The sequence below is a fragment of the Streptomyces sp. NPDC002793 genome (assembly GCF_040295485.1).
Lineage (GTDB): Bacteria > Actinomycetota > Actinomycetes > Streptomycetales > Streptomycetaceae > Streptomyces.
The window spans coordinates 1-22,003 of the sequence record NZ_JBEOVL010000072.1 but is presented as its reverse complement, the minus strand read 5'-3'; the positions used below and the strand labels follow the sequence as shown (position 1 = coordinate 22,003).

Genomic DNA, 22,003 nt, shown 5'->3' with positions numbered 1-22,003 from the left:
TGGAGCGGCTCACCCGCGCCTGACCCACTCCCCCTCACGGCCCCACCCCGGGGGGGCGCCGCCCGCGGCGCGCCCCGTCGGCCCTTGCGTACGAGCACCCCCGCCGGCCCTCCCACGTCGGCCTCAGCCCCCTGACCAGGACGTTAGGGGGAGGCCCGACCGAGGCTAGGGGTTGGCCGCCCGCCGGGCCCCTGACTACCGTCCGCAGTGCTTGAGTCGAGGAAAAGAAGGCCGGACCACACGGTGCGGGAGAAGTCGCCGTCCCACCGAAGTCAGCCGGATCCGGGTACGCGGGGGGACTCGCGACGTCGAGTGATTTCGAGGCAGTCATGTCGGAAACGCACACCGGTCGGTCCGAGCCCGTGGCGATCACCGGATACGCGTGCAGGCTCCCCGGAGCGGCCGACCCGGGACGCCTCTGGGACCTCCTCGTCACGCGCACGGACGCCCTCTCCGACGCCCCCGCCGACCGGGTCGGCGTGCCCGGTGCGCTCCGCGGCGGATTCCTCGACCAGGTCGCCGACTTCGACGCCGGATTCTTCGGGATCTCCCCGCGCGAGGCCGCCGCCACCGACCCGCAGCAGCGCCTAGCCCTGGAACTCGCCTGGGAGGCCCTGGAGGACGCCCGACGGATTCCCGCCGACCTGAGCGGCACCCGCACCGGCGTCTTCCTCGGCGCGATCTGGGACGACTACGCCACGCTCCTGCACCGCGAAGGCGAGACAGGGATCGACCGGTACTCCATGCCGGGCCTCCAGCGCGGCGTCATGGCCAACCGCGTCTCGTACACGCTGGGCCTGCGCGGCCCCAGTCTCACCGTGGACGCCGGACAGTCCTCCTCCCTGGTCTCCGTCCACCTCGCCTGCGAGAGCCTGCGGCGCGGGGAGTCGGAGCTGGCCATCGCCGGGGGCGTCAACCTCGTACTGGCCCCGGACAGCACCGTCTCCGCGCTCCGCTTCGGCGGACTCTCGCCGGACGGCCGCTGTTACACCTTCGACGAGCGCGCCAACGGCTTCGTACGGGGCGAGGGCGGGGCCCTCGTCGTCCTCAAGCCGCTGTCCCGTGCCCTGGCCGACGGCGACCGCGTCCACGCCGTGATCCACGGCAGCGCCGTCAACAACGACGGAGGCGGCGCCAGTCTCACCGCACCGAGTGCCGCGGGCCAGGAGGCCGTGATCCGCGCCGCCCACGCGCGATCCGGTACCGCCCCCGACCAGGTGGGCTACGTCGAACTGCACGGCACCGGCACCCCGGTCGGCGACCCCGTCGAGGCGGCAGCGCTCGGCGCGGCGCTCGGCGCCGCCCGCACCACGCCGCTGCCGGTCGGCTCGGTGAAGACCAACATCGGGCACCTGGAGGGCGCCGCGGGCATCGCGGGCCTCCTGAAGGCCACGCTCGTCGTCGAGCGGGGCATCGTCCCGCCCAGCCTCAACTTCCGTACCCCACACCCCGACATCCCCCTCGACCGGCTGAACCTGCGGGTCCAGACCGAGGCGGCCCCGCTGGACGGCGAGGGGTTCGTCGGCGTCAGCTCCTTCGGTATGGGCGGCACCAACTGCCACATGGTGCTCGGCCCCGCACCCGCTGCCTCGGCCCCGAGCCTCGGGGGACCGGAACTCCCGCTGCCCGTCGCGGTGCTGGTGTCCGGGCGCACCGGCCGGGCCCTGCGTGCCCAGGCCGCCAGACTGCGGGAAGCCGTCACCGACTCGGACCTCGCCGTCGCGGACGTGGCGCATTCCCTGGCCACCACCCGCACCGCCTTCGCCCGGCGCGCCGTGGTCCTCGCCAAGGACCGGGACCAACTGCTCACGTGCCTGGACGCAGTGGCCGACGGGCTGCCCGCCCCCGGCGTCGCCGAGGGCACGGCGCGCCCCGGGCGCCTGGCCATGGTCTTCTCCGGCCAGGGTTCGCAGTGGCCCTCCATGGCCGTCCACCTCCTCGACACCGATGGGGCGTTCGCCCGCACCATCGATGCCTGCCAACAGGCCCTCGACCCGTACGTCGACTTCTCCCTGACGGACGTACTGCGCGGAGCCGACGGCGCGCCGGAGATGAACCGGGCGGACGTCCTCCAGCCCACCCTGTTCGCCATGATGGTGGCGCTGGCCGACACCTGGCGGTCGCGCGGGGTGGAGCCGGAGGCCGTCGTCGGACACTCCCAGGGCGAGATCGCCGCGGCCTGCGTCGCAGGCGCGCTGTCCCTGGAGGACGCCGCCAAGGTGGTGGCGCTGCGCAGCCAGGTCGTCACCGTCCTGGCCGGGCAGGGCGGAATGCTGTCGGTACGGGCGGCCGCCGAGCAGGTCCGCCCGTTGCTGGACACGGCCCCGGAGCTGTCGTTCTCCGCGGTCAACGGGCCGGCCGCCGTGGTGGTGGCCGGACCTTCCGACTCCCTGGACACCCTCGCCGTACGGTGTGCGGAGCTCGGGCTCGATGCGAAGCGCCTGCCGGTGGAGTTCGCCTCGCACACGGCACTCGTCGAGAAGGTGCGCGCCCGTCTGCTGGAGGTGCTGGCCGACGTCGCACCCCGTTCCTCCGCCGTACCGTTCATGTCCACCGTGACCGGGGACTGGGTCGACGGCGCGTCCCTGGACGCCGCCTACTGGTTCCGGAACCTCCGCTCCACCGTCGAGTTCGGGGCCGCCACCCGCCGGCTCGCCGAGGAGGGCTTCCGCTTCTTCGTCGAGGCCACCCCGCATCCGGTCCTGGCCTCCGCGGTACGCGACACCCTCGCCGACCTCGACGTGTCGGGATCCGTGGTGGTCGGCACACTGCGGCGCGGCGACGGGAGCCGCGAGAGGCTGCTCGGCTCCGCCGCCGAACTCCTCGCGCACGGCTACGGCGCCGGCCTTCTGCCGGTCCCGCAGGGCACGGTCGTCGACCTGCCCACGTACGCCTTCCAGCGCGAACGGCACTGGAGACCCGGCGCCGACACCGCACGGTGGAACGGCTCCACCTCCGCCCCTGCCGAACACGTTCCGGACACGGAGAGCTCCGACCGGGACGACCCGCTGCGCGCGGCCCTGCGCACCGCCTCGCCCAAGACCGCCCACCGGACGGTGCTGAACCTGGTCAGGGCCCACGCCGCGGTGGTCGGCGGATTCGCCTCGGCGGACGACGTCGACCCCGGACAGACCTTCAAGGAACTGGGCCTCGCCTCCCTGGCCCTGGTGGAACTCCGCGACCAACTGGCCGCAGCCACAGGCCTGCGGCTGCCCGCCACCCTCCTGTTCGACCGGCCCACCCCGGACGACGTCGCCCGACACCTGCGCGACGCGCTGGCCGGCGAGGTGACCCACGACCGCCCCCGGGTCCCCGCGGCACGCGCCGACGCCGACGAACCGGTGGCGATCATCGCCATGTCCTGCCGGTTCCCCGGAGGCATCGACTCTCCCGCCGCACTGTGGGAGGCACTCAGCGTGGGCCGCGAGGTACTGGGCGGCCTGCCCCACGACCGGGGCTGGCAGCCGACCCTGGACGCGCTGGGCGCACTCGGAGCCCAACTTCCCGCAGCAGGCGGATTCCTGGACGACATCGCGGGCTTCGACGCCGAACTCTTCGGCATCTCGCCCCGCGAGGCGATCGCCATGGACCCCCAGCAACGGCTGCTCCTCGAAGTCGCCCGGGAGGCCGCCGAACGGATCGGCGTCGACCCCGCCGAGCTGCGCGGCAGCCGCACCGGCGTCTTCGTCGGCGCCACCGCCCAGGACTACGGCCCCCGGATGCACGAGCCCACCGGGGGCTCCGAGGGCTACCTGCTGACCGGTTCCACGGCGAGCGTCGTCTCCGGCCGGATCGCCTACACCTTCGGCTTCGAAGGACCGGCGGTGACGGTGGACACCGCGTGCTCCTCGTCGCTGGTGGCCCTGCACCTGGCAGCCCAGTCGCTGCGCTCCGGGGAGTGCTCGACCGCCTTCGCCGGCGGCGTCTCCCTGATGGCCACCCCCGGCGTCATCGCCGAGTTCGCGCAGCAGGGCGGTCTCTCCCCGGACGGGCGCTGCAAGGCCTTCGGCGCCGACGCCGACGGCACCGGCTGGTCCGAGGGCGCGGGCATCCTCGTCCTGCGCCGCCTCTCCGATGCCCTCGCCGACGGGCAGCGCGTCCTTGCCGTCGTACGGGGTTCGGCCGTCAACTCCGACGGCGCCTCCAACGGCCTGACCGCGCCCAACGGCCTCGCACAGCAGCGTGTCATCCGCTCGGCCCTCGACGCGGCCGGCCTGGCACCCTCCGACATCGACGTCGTGGAGGCGCACGGTACGGGGACGAAGCTGGGCGACCCGATCGAGGCGCAGGCGTTGCTGGCGACGTACGGGCAGGACCGTGACGTGCCGTTGTGGCTTGGCTCGTTGAAGTCCAACATCGGGCACACCCAGGCCGCGGCGGGCGTCGCGGGCGTCATCAAGACGGTGGAGGCGCTACGCCACCGGACCCTGCCGAGGACCCTGCACGCCGACGAGCCCTCGCCGCACGTCGACTGGTCCGCCGGCGCCGTCCGCCTCCTCACCGAGAGAGTGATCCTGCCGCCCTCCGACCGGCCGTACCGCGCGGCGGTCTCCTCCTTCGGGATCAGCGGCACCAACGCGCACGCGATCATCGAAGCGGCTCCCGAACCGCTCGTACGGGATGAGGAGCCGACGCCCCTCCGCACGCTGCCCGTGGTGCTCTCGGGGCGTGGCGACCGGGCGCTGCGAGCCCAGGCGGCCCGCTTGCGGGAGTTCCTGGACGCCGAGCCGTCCGTGCCGGTGGCCGCGATCGCCCGGTCGCTGGCCACCACCCGCTTCGTCCTGGACCGGCGCGCGGCCCTGTTCGCAGCCGACCGGGAGGAACTGGCAGGGCTGCTCGACGCCGTGGCCGAGGGGCGTGAGGCCGCGGGCGTCCTGCGTGGGGTCGCCGGACGCGGGCGGACCGTCGGCCTGTTCACGGGCCAGGGGTCACAGCGGGCCGGTATGGGACGGGAGTTGTACGAGTCGTTCCCGGTGTTCGCCGATGCCCTCGACGCGGTGTGCGCCAGGGTGGACCTCGAACGGCCCCTGCGTGACGTGGTGTTCGAGGACGGCGCGGCACTGGAGCGGACGGTCTACGCACAGGCGGGTCTGTTCGCCCTTCAGGTCGCGCTGTTCCGGCTGGTGGAGTCGTGGGGTGCGACTCCCGATGTGCTGGTCGGTCACTCGGTCGGTGAGCTGGCTGTGGCGCATGTGGCGGGTGTGCTGTCGCTGGACGACGCGTGCCGACTGGTGTCCGTGCGTGGCCGGTTGATGGACGCGCTGCCCGAGGGCGGGGCGATGCTCGCCGTCGAGGCGGCGGAAGGCGAACTGGAGATGCCCGACGGTGTGGACCTGGCTGCGGTCAACGGGCCTTCGGCCCTGACCGTGTCAGGCCCCGTGGAGGCGATCGACGCCCTGCAGGCACGGCTTCGGTCCGAGGGGCGGCGGGTCAGGCGGCTGTCCGTCTCGCACGCGTTCCACTCGCGCCTCATGGAGCCGATGCTGGCGGAGTTCGCCATGGTCGCCGACTCGCTGACGTACCGTGCCCCCTCCCTTCCCGTCGTGCCGACCGCTCCGGGGGAGATGGACACTCCGGAGTACTGGGTACGCCAGGTCCGTGAGCCGGTTCGCTTCGCGGACGCGGTGTCCTCGCTCTCCGGTACCGGAACCTTCGTCGAACTCGGTCCGGACGGCGTCCTCTCGGCGCTGGTCCCGGCGCTCCTGGACGAGGCCACGGCCGTTCCCCTGCTGCGGACGGGCCGTGACGAGACCGGCACCGCGCTCTTCGCGGCGGCCACGCTGTGGACGCGCGGCGTCGCGGCCGACTGGGCGGAGCTCGCCGGTCCGGGCGGGCCGGGCCACGTGGACCTGCCGGCCTATGCGTTCCAGCACACCCGCTACTGGCCGTCCGCCGTGCCGTCCGCGACCACACTGGCCGCCGCCGGCCTGGGAACCGCAGGGCATCCGCTGCTGGGTGCCGTCGTGCCCCTGGCGGGCGACGACGGGCTGGTCCTGACCGGGGTGGTCGGCCTCGCCACCCAGCCCTGGCTCGCCGACCACCTCGTACACGGCCGTCCCGTACTGCCCGGCACCGCCCTCGTCGACCTCGCACTCCACGCCGGAGCCCACGCGGGACTGCCGGGACTCGCCGAGCTGACCCTGCGCGAACCCGTCGTCCTGCTCGAACGGGGCGGCAGACAACTCCAGGTGACGGTGACGGGCCACGGGCTGGAGATCCACAGCCGCCCCGACGGTGACACCGGAGCGCCCTGGACGACCCACGCGGTCGGCGTCCTGGAGGCGGCCCGCCCGGCCGAGATCCCCGGTGCCCCCGCCCCCTGGCCGCCCGCGGGGGATGCCTCCCCGGCGGCGTACGACGCACTCGCTGCGGCCGGACTGGTCTACGGACCGGCTTTCCAGGGGCTGCGCGCCGTCTGGCGCGACGGCGACACCGTCCACGCGGAGGTCGAGCTGCCCGAGGGGCCGCAGGCGGCGCTGTACGACACGGCGCTGCACGCCTTGGGGGCCGCCGTCATCCGCGAGGGCACCCCTCTGCTGCCGTTCGCCTGGTCCGGCGTGACCCTGCACGCCACCGGGGCCACCGCGCTGCGTGTCACCCTGACCCCGCGCGGACCCGACGAGTACGCGGTTCACTTCGCCGACCCGTCCGGCGCGCCCGTGTTGACGGCACAGTCGCTGGTCTTCCGCCCGGTGACCGCCGACAGGATGACCGAAGCCCCCGCCGGGGTCCTCTACGGCATCGACTGGACGCCGGCCGGAAGCGGCCGGCGGAACGTGCCGCTCGCTGCCGTCCCGGTGGGCACCACCGCGCTGCTCGACACGCTCACCGGTGCGACCGTCCATCCCGGCCTGAACGAACTCGCCTCCGCACAGACGGAGATCGGGACCGTACTGGCCTGTGTCGGTATCGATCAGGAGCCCTCCTCGACCGGTGCGGTGCTCGCCCGGCGGACCTACGACACGGTCACGGCTGTGCTCGGCCTGCTCCGCCAGTGGTCGGCGGACGAACGCTTCGCCGACCGCCGCCTGGTCGTGGTCACCCGGCAGGCCGTCGCCACGGCCGACCACGAGCCCGTGGATCCCGCGGCAGCCGCAGTCTGGGGCCTGCTGCGCTCCGCGCAGACCGAACACCCGGGCCGCTTCGCTCTGGTCGACGTGGACGGAACGGACGCGTCCGTGTCCGCGCTGGAGTCGGTGCCGACCGGCGACGAACCCCAACTCGCCCTTCGATCAGGCACGCTGCTGGCTCCGCGGGTCACTCGGTTGCCTGTGAGAGCGGCGGAGGACGAGTCCTCGGCAGCCTCCAGCTCCGGCGCGACCTCGGCCCGGACCGCACCCTGGAGCCCTCAGGACACCGTCCTGATCACCGGCGGCACCGGTGCGCTCGGCGCCCGGGTCGCCCGGCACCTCGTCGCCCGGTACGGCGTCACCGATCTGGTCCTGATCTCGCGCAGCGGCCCGGAGGCTCCCGGCGCCGCCGAGCTCGTGGCCGAACTCGCCGCTCAGGGCGCGGCCGTGGCCGTTCTCGCCGGTGACGTCGCCGACCGGGCCGTACTCGACCGGATCCTCACTCTCCATCCCGTCACCTCCGTCGTCCACACCGCGGGTGTCCTCGACGACGGCCTGCTCGGCTCCCTGACCCCCGAGCGTGCCGCCGCCGTGCTCCGGCCCAAGGCCGAGGCGGCCTCGCTCCTGGACGAGATGACCCGTGGGCACGATCTGACCTCCTTCGTGCTGTTCTCCTCCGTCGCCGCGGTCTTCGGCACCGCGGGGCAGGCTTCGTACGCCGCCGCCAACGCCTTCCTCGACGGCCTCGCCGCCCGGCGCCGCGCCGAGGGCCTGCCCGCCGTCTCGGTGGGCTGGGGTCTCTGGGACGGCACCGGAGGCATGGACGCCACACTCGGTGGCGCGGACCGAGGCCGGTTCGCCGCGCTGGGCGGTGCGCTCGACCCGGAGCGGGGGGTACGGCTGCTGGACGCGGCCGTGACCGCCGGGCCCGCCCACGTTCTGGCCGTGGCCGCAGAGCCCGCGGTGGCGGGGGCCGCCGAGCAGGTCTCGCCGCTGTTGAGGCACCTGCGGGGTTCCGGATTCCGCCCGGCTGCCGCCGGCACGGGGCCGTTCACCGACGGCGCCGCCCTCGCCCGGCTGCCGGAGCCCGAACGGGACCGCGCCGTCGAGGAGCTCGTGCGTACTGCCGTCGCAGCAGCGCTGGGACACTCCTCCGACGCACGCGTCGAGAGCGACCGCACGTTCCAGGAGCTGGGCTTCGACTCCCTCACCGGTGTCGAGCTGCGCAACCGGCTCGCCGCCGGCACCGGCCTGCGACTGCCCGTCACCCTCATCTTCTCGCACCCCAGCCCCGCCGCCCTGACCGCCCACCTCCGCGAGGAACTGGGCGGTGCCGCCCCGGTCGTCGCGGCACCGCGCTCCCGGAGCACCGCCGCGGCGGACGAGCCGATCGCCATCGTCGCGATGAGCTGCCGCTATCCGGGCGGCGTGGCCAGTCCAGAAGAACTCTGGCGCATGGTCAGCGAAGGCCGCGACGGCGTCACCGGCTTCCCCACCGACCGGGGCTGGGACCTCGCGCGGCTCCACGACCCCGACCCGTCGCGCCCGGGCACCACCTACGCCCGCTACGGCGGTTTCCTGCACGACGCCGCGGACTTCGACGCCGGACTCTTCGGCGTCTCCCCGCGCGAGGCACTGGCCATGGACCCCCAGCAGCGGCTGATGCTGGAGCTCTCCTGGGAGGCCTTCGAGAGGGCCGGCATCGACCCGGCCACCCTGCGCGGCAGCGACACGGGCGTCTTCGCCGGTGTCATGTACCACGACTACGCCGCCACGGCCGAGCACACCGTCGGCACGGAGGGCTACCGGGCCATCGGCGGCGCGGGCAGCGTGGTGTCCGGCCGCGTCGCGTACACCTTCGGACTCGAGGGCCCTGCGGTGACCGTGGACACCGCCTGCTCCTCGTCCCTGGTGGCCCTGCACTGGGCCGCCAGGTCGCTGCACGCGGGCGAGTGCTCGATGGCCCTCGTCGGCGGTGTCACCGTCATGTCCACCCCCAGCGTCTTCGTGGACTTCAGCAAACAGCGCGGTCTCGCCCCCGACGGCCGCTGCAAGTCGTTCTCCGCCGAGGCGGACGGCACCGGATGGGCCGAGGGGGCGGGCGTGCTCCTGGTGGAGCGGCTCTCCGACGCCCGGGCCAGAGGACACCGCGTCCTCGCCGTGATCCGGGGCTCGGCCGTCAATCAGGACGGCGCGTCCAACGGCCTGACCGCGCCCAACGGCCGCTCCCAGGAACGCGTCATCCGCTCCGCCCTGGCCGACGCGGGGCTGCGCCCGTCCGACGTCGACGCCGTCGAGGCGCACGGCACGGGGACGAAGCTGGGGGACCCGATCGAGGCGCAGGCGCTGCTGGCCACGTACGGCCGGGACTGCCCCGCCGACCGACCGCTGTGGCTCGGTTCGTTCAAGTCGAACGTCGGCCACACCCAGGCCGCTGCGGGCGTCGGCGGTGTCATCAAGATGGTGGAGGCGATACGGCACGGCGTGCTGCCCCGGACCCTGCACGTCGACGAGCCCTCCCCGCACGTCGACTGGTCCTCCGGAGCCGTGGCGCTGCTGACCGAGGAGCGCCCGTGGCCGACCACCGGGCGGCCCCGGCGCGCGGCCGTGTCGTCGTTCGGGATCAGCGGCACCAACGCGCACACGGTGATCGAGCAGGCACCGGAGGAAGCCGCGGTCGTCCCGTGGCCCCGGACGCCGGGCGCGTCGGTGCCTCGGGTGCCATGGGTGCTGAGCGGCGCCTCTCCCGAAGGGCTGAGTGCCCAGGCCGCCCGCCTGCGGACCGTCGCCGCCGGCGAGGACCCGGTCGACGTAGGCCTCTCCCTGGTGACCCGCCGCGCCGCACTCGGACACCGAGCGGTGGTGCTCGGCGCCGGCCAGGACGAACTCCTGGGCGAGCTGGAGGCGCTGGCGGCCGGGCACGGCAACACGCCGACAGGCGTGGCCGCTGCCGGGCGGACCGGGTTCCTGTTCACGGGGCAGGGTTCGCAGCGTGCCGGTATGGGGCGGGGGTTGTACGAGTCGTTCCCGGTGTTCGCGGATGCTTTCGACGCGGTGTGTGCGCAGGTGGATCTCGAACGGCCTCTGCGTGAGGTGGTGTTCGGGGACCAAGAAGCCTTGGACCGGACGGTGTACGCGCAGGCTGGGCTGTTCGCGTTGGAGGTCGGGATCTTCCGGCTCCTGGAGTCGTGGGGTGTGGTCCCTGATGTGCTGGTGGGCCATTCGGTCGGCGAGGTGGCTGCTGCCCATGTCGCCGGTGTGCTGTCGCTGGGCGACGCGTGCCGGCTGGTGTCGGCGCGTGGCCGGTTGATGGACGCGTTGCCCGAGGGGGGCGCCATGCTCGCGGTCGAGGCGGCCGAGGACGAGCTGGAGCTGCCGGAGGGCGTGGACCTCGCTGCCGTCAACGGGCCCACCGCGCTCACCGTCTCGGGCCCGCTCGAGGCGATCGACGTGCTGGAGGAGCACCTGCGCGCGGAGGGGCGGCGGGTCAAGCGCCTCCCCGTCTCGCACGCGTTCCACTCGCACCTCATGGAACCGATGCTCGCGGAGTTCGCGAAGGTCGCCGGATCGCTGACGTACGGCACCCCGTCCGTTCCCGTCGTCACCACGGCACCCGGCGACATGGCCTCGGCGGAGTACTGGGTACAGCAGGTCCGTGAGCCCGTCCGGTTCGCCGACGCCGTGCGCGGTACGCAGGCGCAGGGCGTGAGCCGGTTCATCGAGGTCGGCCCCGACGGCGTGCTGTGCGGGCTCGTTCAGGGCGTCACCGAGGACGTCGTGGCCTTTCCCGCCCTTCGTGCGGCACGGGACGAGCGGGCCGCAGTGCTCCGTGCCGTCGCGGAGTTGTACGTCCACGGCGGCGAGGTCGCGTGGGACCGATACTTCGCGCCCCTCGGCGGCGGGCCCGTCGAGCTGCCGACGTACGCCTTCCAGCACGAGCGCTACTGGCCGGAGCCCGCCGCCGACACCGTGCCGCACGACGAGGACGAGGCCGGTTTCTGGGCGGCCGTGGAGCACAGCGACGTCGACCGGCTCGCCGGCACCCTGGGGCTGTCCGGCGACGAGGAGCGCCGAGGTCTGTCCGAACTGATGCCGCACCTCTCGTCCTGGCACGGGCGTCGCCGCGACGAGGCGGCCGTCGGCTCCTGGCACCACCGGACGGTCTGGCGACCCGTCGCCCCGGCCCCCGCCGTACTCGACGGCGCCTGGCTGATCGTGGGCACGGAAGGCGACGACGACTCGACCGCGCAGGTCGCCGACGCGCTGCGGCACGGCGGTGCGACCGTGCTCGAACTGTCGGACCCGGGCGACGACCGGGCCGCCCTCGCCGCACGCCTGCGCGCGGTCGACGGGCTCGCGGGCATCGTCTCGCTGCTCGGAACCGACACCCGCCCGGTGCGCACCGCCGCCGCACTCGGCCGAGGACTCGCGGCCACCCTGTCCCTCACCCAGGCCTGTGCCGACGCCGGAGGGGACGTACCGGTGTGGTCCCTCACCCGGGGCGCGGTCGCGGTCGGACGCACAGACGGCCCCCCGGACCCCGTGCAGGCCCAGATCTGGGGCTTCGGCAGGGTCGCCGCACTGGAACTGCCCCACGTCTGGGGCGGATTGATCGACCTGCCGGAGAACCTGGACGCCCGGGCCGGGGGCCGGCTGGTGGCCGTACTCGCTGCGAACGGCGCATCCGGTGGCAACACGACCGGTGGCAGCGCGTCCTTTGCCGACGCGGAGGACCAGGTGGCGATCAGGGCAGACGGGGTCTTCGCCCGCAGGCTCGTCGCCGCGAGGGAGCCGTTCCCCGTGCGCACGGCTCCCGCACGGCCGGCCTCCGCACCGCGTACCGACGGCACCGTCCTCGTCACCGGCGGCACCGGAGCGCTCGGAGCCCAGGTGGCCCGGCTGCTGGCCGCCCAGGGCGTCACCCGACTGCTCCTCGTCGGCCGGCGGGGGCCCCAGGCCCCGGGCGCCGCCGAACTGGTCGCGGAACTCGCGGACACGGGAACGACCGCCACGGTCGTCGCCTGCGACGTCGCCGACCGCTCCGCGCTCGCCGCGCTCCTCGCGGACATCCCCGCCGCGCACCCCCTCACCGCCGTCGTCCACGCCGCCGGCGTGCTGGACGACGGGGTGCTCGACGGCCTCACCCCCGACCGGTTCGAGCGGGTGCTGCGGGCCAAGACGCTGGCCGCCGAGAACCTCGACGCGCTCACCCTGGACACCCCGCTCGACGCCTTCGTCCTGTTCTCCTCCCTCACCGGCACGGTCGGCACCGCGGGCCAGGCCAACTACGCGGCCGCCAACGCCCACCTCGACGCGCTCGCCGAGCGCCGCCGCGCCCTCGGCCTGCCCGCCACGTCGATCGGCTGGGGGCCGTGGGCCGAGACCGGCATGGCCGAGGACGAGGCCCTCACGCAACGGATGCGCCGATCCGGACTGACCCCGCTGTCACCGGACCTGGCCGTCACCGTCCTCGGCGGGATGTTCCGAACTCAGAGCCCGGATGCCTCCGTGGTCGTCGTGGACGTCGACTGGGCCCGGTTCGCCACCGGATTCACCGCTGCTCGACCGAGTCCGCTGCTCCGTGAACTCGTACCCGCCGGTTCCCCGGCCGGCGTCGAGGACGGCGACCAGGCCACCGGCCTCGCCGCACGCCTCGCCGCCGCCGGTGAGGGCGAGCGTCGCCGGATGACCGAAGAACTGGTGCGCACCCTCGCCGCGTTCGTCCTCGGGCATGGCACCGCGGCCGCCATCGCACCGGACAAGGCCTTCCGAGACCTGGGCTTCGACTCGCTCACCGCCGTCGAGCTGCGCAACGCCCTCCGCGCCGCCACCGGCATCCCGCTGCCCGCGGGGCTGATCTTCGACCATCCCACCCCGGCCGCGCTCGCCGCCCGACTGCGCGCCGAACTCGGCGGCAACGCCGAGGCGTCCGCCCCCGTGGCCCTCACGCCCGCCACCGCGTCCGACGAAGCGGTCGCCATCGTCGCGCTGGGCTGCCGCTTCCCCGGCGCGGCCACTCCCGAGGAGTTCTGGGCCCTGCTCGCCGAGGGCGTCGACGCGGTCGGGGACTTCCCCGCGGACCGCGGCTGGGACCTGCGCGACGCCCCCGACTTCGCCCGTCGGGGCGCCTTCCTGCCCGATGCAGCAGGTTTCGACGCGGATCTGTTCGGCGTCTCTCCCCGCGAAGCACTGGCCATGGATCCGCAGCAACGCCTGATGCTTGAGCTCTCCTGGGAGACCTTCGAACGGGCAGGCCTGGACCCGACCTCCCTGAAGGGGAACCCGATCGGTGTCTTCGCGGGCACCAACGGCCAGGACTACGCCGGGCTCTTCCCCGCCACCGGGTCCGGCGTCGACGGCCACGTCGCCATCGGCAGCGCGGCCAGCGTCCTGTCCGGCCGGGTCGCCTACTCCTTCGGCCTGGAAGGGCCGGCGGTCACCGTGGACACGGCGTGCTCGTCATCCCTGGTCGCCCTGCACCTGGCGGCACAGGCACTGCGCGCGGGGGAGTGCTCCATGGCGCTCGCGGGCGGCGTCACCGTCATGGCGGGGCCCACCGCGTTCATCGAGTTCGGACTCCAGGGAGGCCTTGCGGCCGACGGCCGCTGCAAGCCCTTCGCAGCAGCGGCCGACGGCACGGGCTGGGGTGAAGGCGCCGGTCTGGTGCTGTTGGAGCGGCTCTCGGACGCGAAGGCCAACGGCCGCCGGGTGCTCGCGATACTGAAGGGCAGCGCAATCAACCAGGACGGCGCGTCCAACGGCCTCACCGCACCCAACGGCCCCTCCCAGCAGCGGGTGGTGCGGGCAGCACTGGCCTCGGCGGGAGTGTGGCCCAGCGAGGTGGACGCCGTGGAGGCACACGGCACCGGCACCCGCATCGGCGACCCCATCGAGGCGGAAGCACTGCTGGCCACCTACGGCAAGGACCGCCCTGACGACCGGCCGCTGTGGCTCGGCTCGGTCAAGTCCAACATCGGCCACACCCAGGCCGCCGCCGGTATCGCGGGCGTCATCAAGATGGTGCTGGCGATGAGCCACGGGCAGCTGCCCCGGACCCTGCACGCCGAGGAGCCCTCACCCTCCGTCAGCTGGGACGCCGGCACCATGCGGCTCCTCACCGAGCCCATGCCGTGGGTGCCGCAGGCGGGCCGCCCGCGCCGGGCGGCGGTCTCCGCCTTCGGTATCAGCGGCACCAACGCCCACGTCGTCCTGGAGCAGGGGACCGTAGCGTTGCCATCCCCGCCCTCCCCATCCCGGCGCACCGTGCTGCCCTGGGCCTTCTCCGCCCGCTCCGACGCAGCGCTGCGCGCCAGGGCCGACGTGCTCCGGGCGCACTGCGACGCCCCCGGCGTGTCCACCGCCGCCGCGGGCCGCGCGCTCGCCACGACCAGTCTCGGCCTGGAACACCGTGCCGTCGTGCTCGCGGAGGACGCCGACGGCTACGCCACCGGACTCGCGGCCATCGGCGCGGGCGAACCGGCTGCCGGAACGGTACGGGGAACGGTCACCGAGGGTGCGACAGCGCTCCTGTTCACGGGCCAGGGATCACAGCGGGCGGGTATGGGGCGGGAGTTGTACGAGTCGTTCCCGGTGTTCGCGGATGCCTTCGACGCGGTGTGTGCGCGGGTGGATCTCGAACGGCCTCTGCGTGAGGTGGTGTTCGGGGACCAAGAAGCTTTGGATCGGACGGTGTACGCGCAGGCGGGGCTGTTCGCGTTGGAGGTCGGGCTCTTCCGGCTCCTGGAGTCGTGGGCTGTGCGTCCCGACGTGTTGGTGGGCCACTCGGTGGGTGAGCTGGCGGTTGCTCACGTGGCGGGTGTGCTGTCGCTGGACGACGCGTGCCGGCTGGTGTCCGCACGTGGCCGGTTGATGGACGCGCTGCCGGAGGGTGGGGCGATGCTCGCCGCGGAGGCGGGAGAGGATGAGCTGCAGCTGCCGGAGGGTGTGGATCTGGCGGCGGTCAACGGGCCCACCTCGCTGACTGTCTCGGGCACCGGGAAGGCGATCGACGCCGTCGAGAAGCGCCTTCGCGCGCAGGGGCGGCGGGTCAGGCGGCTGCCCGTCTCGCACGCGTTCCACTCGCACCTCATGGAACCGATGCTCGCCGAGTTCGCGAAGGTGGCCGAGTCGCTGACGTACCACAGCCCGTCCGTTACCGTCGTCACCACGGCACCCGGCGACATGGCTTCGGCGGAGTACTGGGTACGCCAGGTCCGTGAGCCCGTCCGCTTCGCCGACGCGGTGGTCACGGCGACCGGCCGGGGGGCCACCCGGTTCCTCGAACTCGGCCCCGACGGCGTCCTGTCCGCGACCGTTCCCGCAGCGGTTCCCACCCTGCGCAAGGGGCGCCCTGAGGTGGAAGCCCTGTTCACCGCGGTCTCCCGGCTCTGGGCCGAGGGCACGCCGGTGAACCTCGCGGCGGCGTTCCCGGACGTCCCACCCGCCATCCTGCCGCCCTACCCGTTCCAGCACACCCGCTACTGGCCCGAGCCCGTCCACACGGCAGCCGAGGACCCAGCGGAGACGTCCTTCTGGTCGGCCGTCGAATCCGGCGACCTGGAGGCTGTGACAGGCACCCTCGGTGTCGACGGCGACGGCACCCTCGGCGAACTGCTGCCCGCCCTGTCGGCCTGGCGGCGCGCACGAAGGACCGGTTCCGGCGGCCGGCAGTACACGGTCCGCTGGGTACCCGTGGCCGACCCGGCCGCCCGGCCGAGCGGCACCTGGTTCCTGGTCACGCCGCCCGGCGAGGACGCCGACGACGACGTCGTGCGGGCACTGCGACGTGCCGGAACCCGTACCGTCGTTCTCCACGGCGGCACCGACCGTGCCTCCCTCGCGGACCGGCTCCGCACGGAGGCCGCACACACCGCACCGGCCGGAGTGCTGGCCCTGCCGGGCACGGGCCCCGGTCTCCTCCGCTCCGTGGTCGTGCTCGCCCAGGCGCTCGAGGACTCGGGTACGACAGCCCCGCTGTGGTGTGCGACCCGGGGCGCCGTCATGGCCGCCGCGGACGATCAGGGGCCCGACCCGGAGCAGGCCGCCGTCTGGGGCTTCGGCAGAGTCGCGGCCCTGGAGATGCCCCGCCGTTGGGGCGGACTGGTCGACCTGCCCGCCGAGCTCGACGACCGGACGGGCACCCGACTGGCGGCACTGCTCGGCGCGGGCGGACCCGAGGAGCAGGTGGCCGTCCGGCCGTCCGGCATCCTCGGCCGACGCCTCGTCCGGAGCGCCCCCCTGCACGGGAAGGTTCCGGACCACGTCCGGCAGCCCACCGGCACGGTGCTCGTCACCGGCGGCACCGGCGCACTGGGTGCCCACACCGCCCGTCGGCTCGCCCAGCAGGGCGCCCCGCACCTGGTGCTCCTCGGACGGCGGGGCCCGGACGCGCCCGGCGCCGCGGCACTGGCCGCCGAACTGACCGCTCTCGGCAGCCGGGTCACCCTTGCCGCCTGTGACGTCACCGACCGGGCCGCGCTCGCCGAGGTGATCGCCGGCATCCCCGGTGAGCTTCCGCTCACCGGGGTGGTGCACGCCGCGGGCACCGTGGACGACGGTGTGATCGGCTCGCTCACCCCCGGCCGCGTCGAAGACCTCCTGCGCACACGCCTGACGGCGGCCCGACACCTCGATGAACTGACGCAACATCAGCAGCTGGACTTCTTTGTGCTGTTCACCTCGTTCGCCGGGGTCGTCGGCAACGTCGGGCAGGCCGCCTACGCCGCAGGCCACGCCGCCCTCGATGCGTTCGCCGAACGCCGCCGGGCGACCGGACGCACCACCACCGCCGTCGCCTGGGGGACGTGGGCCGGAGCGGGCATGGGCGCGGCGGAGGCCGCCGGGGAACAGCAGCACCGCACCGGCGTCACCCCGCTGCCCCCGGAGCAGGCCCTCCCCGCACTCGAAGCGGCCCTCGCCGACGACCGGACGACGCTCTGCGTGGCCGACGTCGACTGGGCGCGGTTCGCCCCCGTGATCGACGCAGGGCGAGGCGGCAGGCTGTTCGACCTGCTGCCCGACGCACCCGGGACCACGGCGCCCGACCCCGCCGCGCAAGGCCCCGGGCTGGCGGAACAACTGGCCGACGCGCCGCAGGCCGAGCGGGAACAGATCCTGCTCGACCTGGTGCTCTCCCGCACCGCTGCCGCGCTCGGTCACCGCACCCCGGCGGCCATCGACCCCGACCGGCCGTTCCGCGACCTGGGCACCGACTCGGTGACGGCCGTCGAGCTGCGCAACCTGCTGGACGCCGCCACCGGGCGGACCCTGCCCGCGACCCTGGTGTTCGACCATCCGACCCCGACCGCCCTCGCCGGCTATCTGCGCGGGCTCCTCGTCGTGGGCAGGGACCCGACCGCGTCCGCCACGGAGAACGCGGCCGCCCAACTGGAGAAGCTGGAGGCGGCTCTCGCCGACACCCCGCCCGACGGCGAGGAGACGGCTGCTCTGCTCGGACGGCTCAGGAGGCTGACCGAGCGACTGGACGGTGCGGCACCGCCCGCGCCACCCACGCCCCCCGTGGCGGAACCCGAGGACGGCCAGGACGACCTCACGTCGGCCAGCGCAAGTGACCTCTTCGACCTGATCCACAAAGAGTTCGGCAAGTCCTCATGAATCATCGAGTCCGCACGGATCACCACGACCTCATGCACCGGAAAGTCCGCATGAGTCGGCACGTCCTCATGAACACGTACGGTCCTGCCTGCTGGGGGTCATTCTGATGGCGCACGAAGAGAAGCTGCTCGATCACCTGAAGTTCGTCACGGGTGAACTCCGGCAGGCGCATCGGCAACTGCGCCAACTGGAGGAGCGGGACGCCGAGCCGATCGCCATCGTCTCCATGGCCTGCCGTTTCCCCGGTGACGTCCGTACCCCGGAACAGCTGTGGCAGTTGGTCACCGAAGGGCGCGACGCCGTCGGCGCGTTCCCCACCGACCGGGGCTGGGACCTCGACGCCCTGCTCGACCCCGACCCCGAACGGCCGGGCACCAGCCTCAGCCACGAGGGCGCGTTCCTCCACGACGCCGCCGAGTTCGACGCCGGGCTCTTCGAGATCTCGCCGCGCGAGGCGCTCGCCATGGACCCGCAGCAGCGGCTGCTGCTCCAGACCTCGTGGGAGGTGTTCGAGCGCGCAGGCATCGACGCGAAGTCGTTGCGCGGGAGCCGTGTGGGTGTGTTCGCCGCGACCAACGGCCAGGACTACGCCGCCGCCCTCGCCGCCGACCCCGGGGCCGCCGAGGGCTACCTCGCCACCGGTGCGGTCGCGAGCGTCCTGTCCGGCCGCATCTCGTACGTCTTCGGTCTCGAAGGCCCCGCCATCACCGTCGACACCGCCTGCTCGGCGTCGCTGGTCGCCCTGCACCTGGCCGTGCAGGCGCTGCGCAGGGGCGAGTGCACCATGGCCCTCGCCGGCGGTGCCACCGTGATGGCGACACCTGCCGCGTTCGTCGAGTTCAGCCGGCAGCGCGGCCTGGCCGCCGACGGCCGCTGCAAGGCCTTCGGCGACGGTGCCGACGGCACCGGCTGGGGCGAGGGCGTCGGGATGCTCCTGCTGGAGAAGCTCTCCGACGCCGTCGCCAACGGCCATGAAGTCCTGGCTGTCGTACGAGGCTCGGCGGTCAACCAGGACGGTGCCTCCAACGGGCTCACCGCCCCCAACGGCCCGGCACAGCAGCGCGTCATCCTCGACGCGATGGCCTCCGCGGGCCTGGACCCCTCCGACGTGGACCTGGTCGAGGCCCATGGCACCGGCACCCGCCTCGGCGATCCCATCGAGGCGCAGGCGCTCCTCGCCACGTACGGTCAGAACCGCACCGAGCCCCTCCACCTCGGGTCGGTGAAGTCCAACATCGGCCACACCCAGGCCGCCGCCGGTGTTGCCGGTGTCATCAAGAGCGTGATGGCCCTGCGCCACGGCGTACTGCCGCGCACCCTGCACGCCGACGAGCCGACCCGGCAGGTGGACTGGACGGCCGGCAAGATCGCCCTCCTCACCGAGAACCTGCCCTGGCCCGACCTCGGCCGGCCCCGCCGGGCCGCCGTCTCCTCGTTCGGAGTCAGCGGAACCAACACCCACACGGTGCTGGAGCAGGCCCCTGCGGCGCAGGAGGCCCCGGACCCGAGGGAGACCGCCCAGGACGAGCCGCCGCTGACAGCGCTCCCGCTGTCCGCGCGCACCCCGCGCGCCCTGCGCGACCAGGCGGCCAACCTGCACGCCCGGCTCACCGACCGGCCCGCGATCCGTCTCGCCGACATCGGCTACTCCCTGGCCACCACCCGCACGTCTCTGGCCACCCGGGCCGTGGTGCTGGCCTCCGGACGAGACGAGGCGCTGCGCGCACTCCTCGGACTGGCCGAGGGCACGGTCCCGCCCGAAGCGGAGTCCGGCATGGCCGAACCCGGCCGTACGGCGTTCCTGTTCACGGGGCAGGGCTCGCAGCGTGCGGGCATGGGGCGGGGGTTGTACGAGTCGTTCCCGGTGTTCGCGGATGCTTTTGACGCGGTGTGTGCGCGGGTGGATCTGGGGCGTCCGCTGGGTGAGGTGGTGTTCGGGGATCAGGAGGCCTTGGACCGGACGGTGTACGCGCAGGCTGGTCTGTTCGCGTTGGAGGTCGGTCTCTACCGGCTCCTGGAGTCGTGGGGTGTGGCTCCTGATGTGCTGGTGGGGCATTCGGTCGGCGAACTGGCGGCTGCTCATGTCGCCGGTGTGCTGTCGCTGGATGATGCCTGCCGGCTGGTCTCCGCGCGTGGCCGGTTGATGGACGCGTTGCCCGAGGGCGGTGCCATGCTCGCCGTCGAGGCGGCCGAGGACGAGCTGGAGCTGCCGGAAGGGGTGGATCTGGCGGCGGTCAACGGACCGACCTCGTTGACGGTTTCGGGATCGGCCGAGGCGATCGGCCTGCTGGAGGAGCACCTCCGTGGGGAGGGGCGTCGGGTCAAGCGACTGTCCGTCTCGCACGCGTTCCACTCACACCTCATGGAGCCGATGCTCGCCGAGTTCGCCGACGTCGCGCAGTCGCTGACGTACCACGCCCCGGCGATCCCCGTCGTCACGACGGCACCCGGCGTTCTCCACACACCTGAGTACTGGGTGAGCCAGGTCCGTGAGCCCGTCCGCTTCGCCGACGCCGTGCGCGGCGCTCAGGGGCGTGGCGTGAGCAGATTCCTGGAGCTCGGTCCGGACGGCGTGCTGTGCGGGCTCGTCCAGAGCATCTCCGACGACGCCATGGCCGTACCCGCCCTTCGCGCGGGTCGCGGCGACGTCGTGTCGCTGCTGCACTGTGTGGCCCGCGCCCACGTCCACGGTGTCCCCGTCGACTTCTCGGCGCTCGCACCGGCGGACGCCCGGCGAGTGGACCTGCCCACCTACCCCTTCGAACGTCAGACGTACTGGCCGTCCGCCCGCCTCCAGGCGGGCGACCTGACGTCTGCGGGACTGGGAGCGGCCGGGCACCCCCTGCTGGGCGCCGCCGTGTCGCTGGCCGCCGGTGGAGGGGTACTGCTCGCCGGCCGGCTCTCCGCCGCCACGTACGGCTGGCTCACCGACCACGAGATCCGGGGCAGCGTGCTCGTCCCGGGCACCGCCTTCGTCGAACTGGCCTGGCACGCCTGCGAACACGTCGGCCTCGGCGCCGTGGAGGAACTCACCCTCACCGCTCCGCTGGTCCTGCCCAGCCGGGGCGGCGTACAGATCCAGGTCAGCGTCGGGGCCGACGACGAAGACGGCACACGCCGACTGGAGATCCACTCGCGTCCCGACGGCGAGGAGAGCTGGACCGGCCACGCGGTCGGCGTGCTCGCCGAGACCACCGCCGACCCGGTGGGCACGGCACCCGTGCGCCCTGCGGACGCGGAGCCCGTCGACCTCGACGGCTTCTACACCAGGGCCGCCGAGGCCGGTTTCGCCTACGGGCCGGTCTTCCAGGGACTGAAGGCCGCCTGGCGGGCGGGCGACGACCTGTACGGAGAGGTCGAGCTGCCCGAATCAGCACACCGGGACGCGGCACGCTGCGGGCTGCACCCCGCACTCCTCGACGCCGCCCTGCACCTCACCGGTCTCGACCCGGCGCGTGCCGGGCTGCCCTTCGCCTGGGCGGGCGTCAGCCTCCACGCGGCGGGCGCCACCCGCGTCCACGTACACCTCGCGCCCGTCGGCGCGGACAGTTGGACGCTGCGGATCACCGACGCCGCGGGCGCACCCGTCGCGACCGTCGAGTCGCTCACCCTGCGCGCCGCCACCGCGTCGGCCCCGCGCCACGACGACGCGCTGTTCGCCCTCGACTGGACACCCGTGCCCGTTCCGGCCCACCGGGGCACGCTGACCACGGCACCCGACGGAGTCATCGCGTTCCTGGCCGGGTTCTCCGGTGAGGCACCCGATGTCGTCACCTGGCCCGTGACAGCCCCTGACGCGCGGAACACCGAGGCTGCCGTCGCCGACGCCCTGGAAGGCATCCAGGCATGGCTGGCCGACGACCGGTTCGCCGCGTCGCGCCTGGTGCTGGTCACCCGGTCGGCGGTGGCCGCCGGGACCGGTGACGACGTCACCGGTCTGTCCGGTGCGGCCGTCGGCGGCCTGGTGCGGTCGGCCCAGGCCGAACACCCGGACCGTTTCGTGCTGCTGGACGCCGAGACCGACCCGGACGACTCGCTGCTGGCCGCGCTCGCGGACATCGACGAGCCCTGGCTCGCTCTGCGTGGCACCGCTCTGTTCGCCCCGCGGCTGGCCAGGGCCTCCTCGGCCGGCACCCTCGCTGTCCCCGACGCGGACGCCTGGCGGCTCACCGCCGACCACGACTCCGGTTCTCTGGGTGGGTTGGGGTTTGTTGAGGCTCCTGGGGTGTTGGGTGGTTTGGGGTGGGGTGAGGTGCGGGTTGAGGTGCGTGCTGCGGGGGTGAATTTCCGTGATGTGTTGATCGGTTTGGGGGAGTATC

2 protein-coding genes are annotated in these 22,003 nt (G+C 73.8%); both read left to right on the top strand.

The features are described from left to right. Nucleotides 1-329: 329 nt before the first annotated feature. On the top strand, nt 330-17,684 hold the full coding sequence (locus ABT001_RS34210) for a type I polyketide synthase (protein ID WP_351285433.1): 17,355 nt from the start codon (nt 330-332) through the stop codon (nt 17,682-17,684). Between the two features lie 106 nt (nt 17,685-17,790). After that, on the top strand, nt 17,791-22,003 hold a 4,213-nt coding region (locus tag ABT001_RS34205; protein WP_351285431.1), incomplete at its 3' end, for a type I polyketide synthase.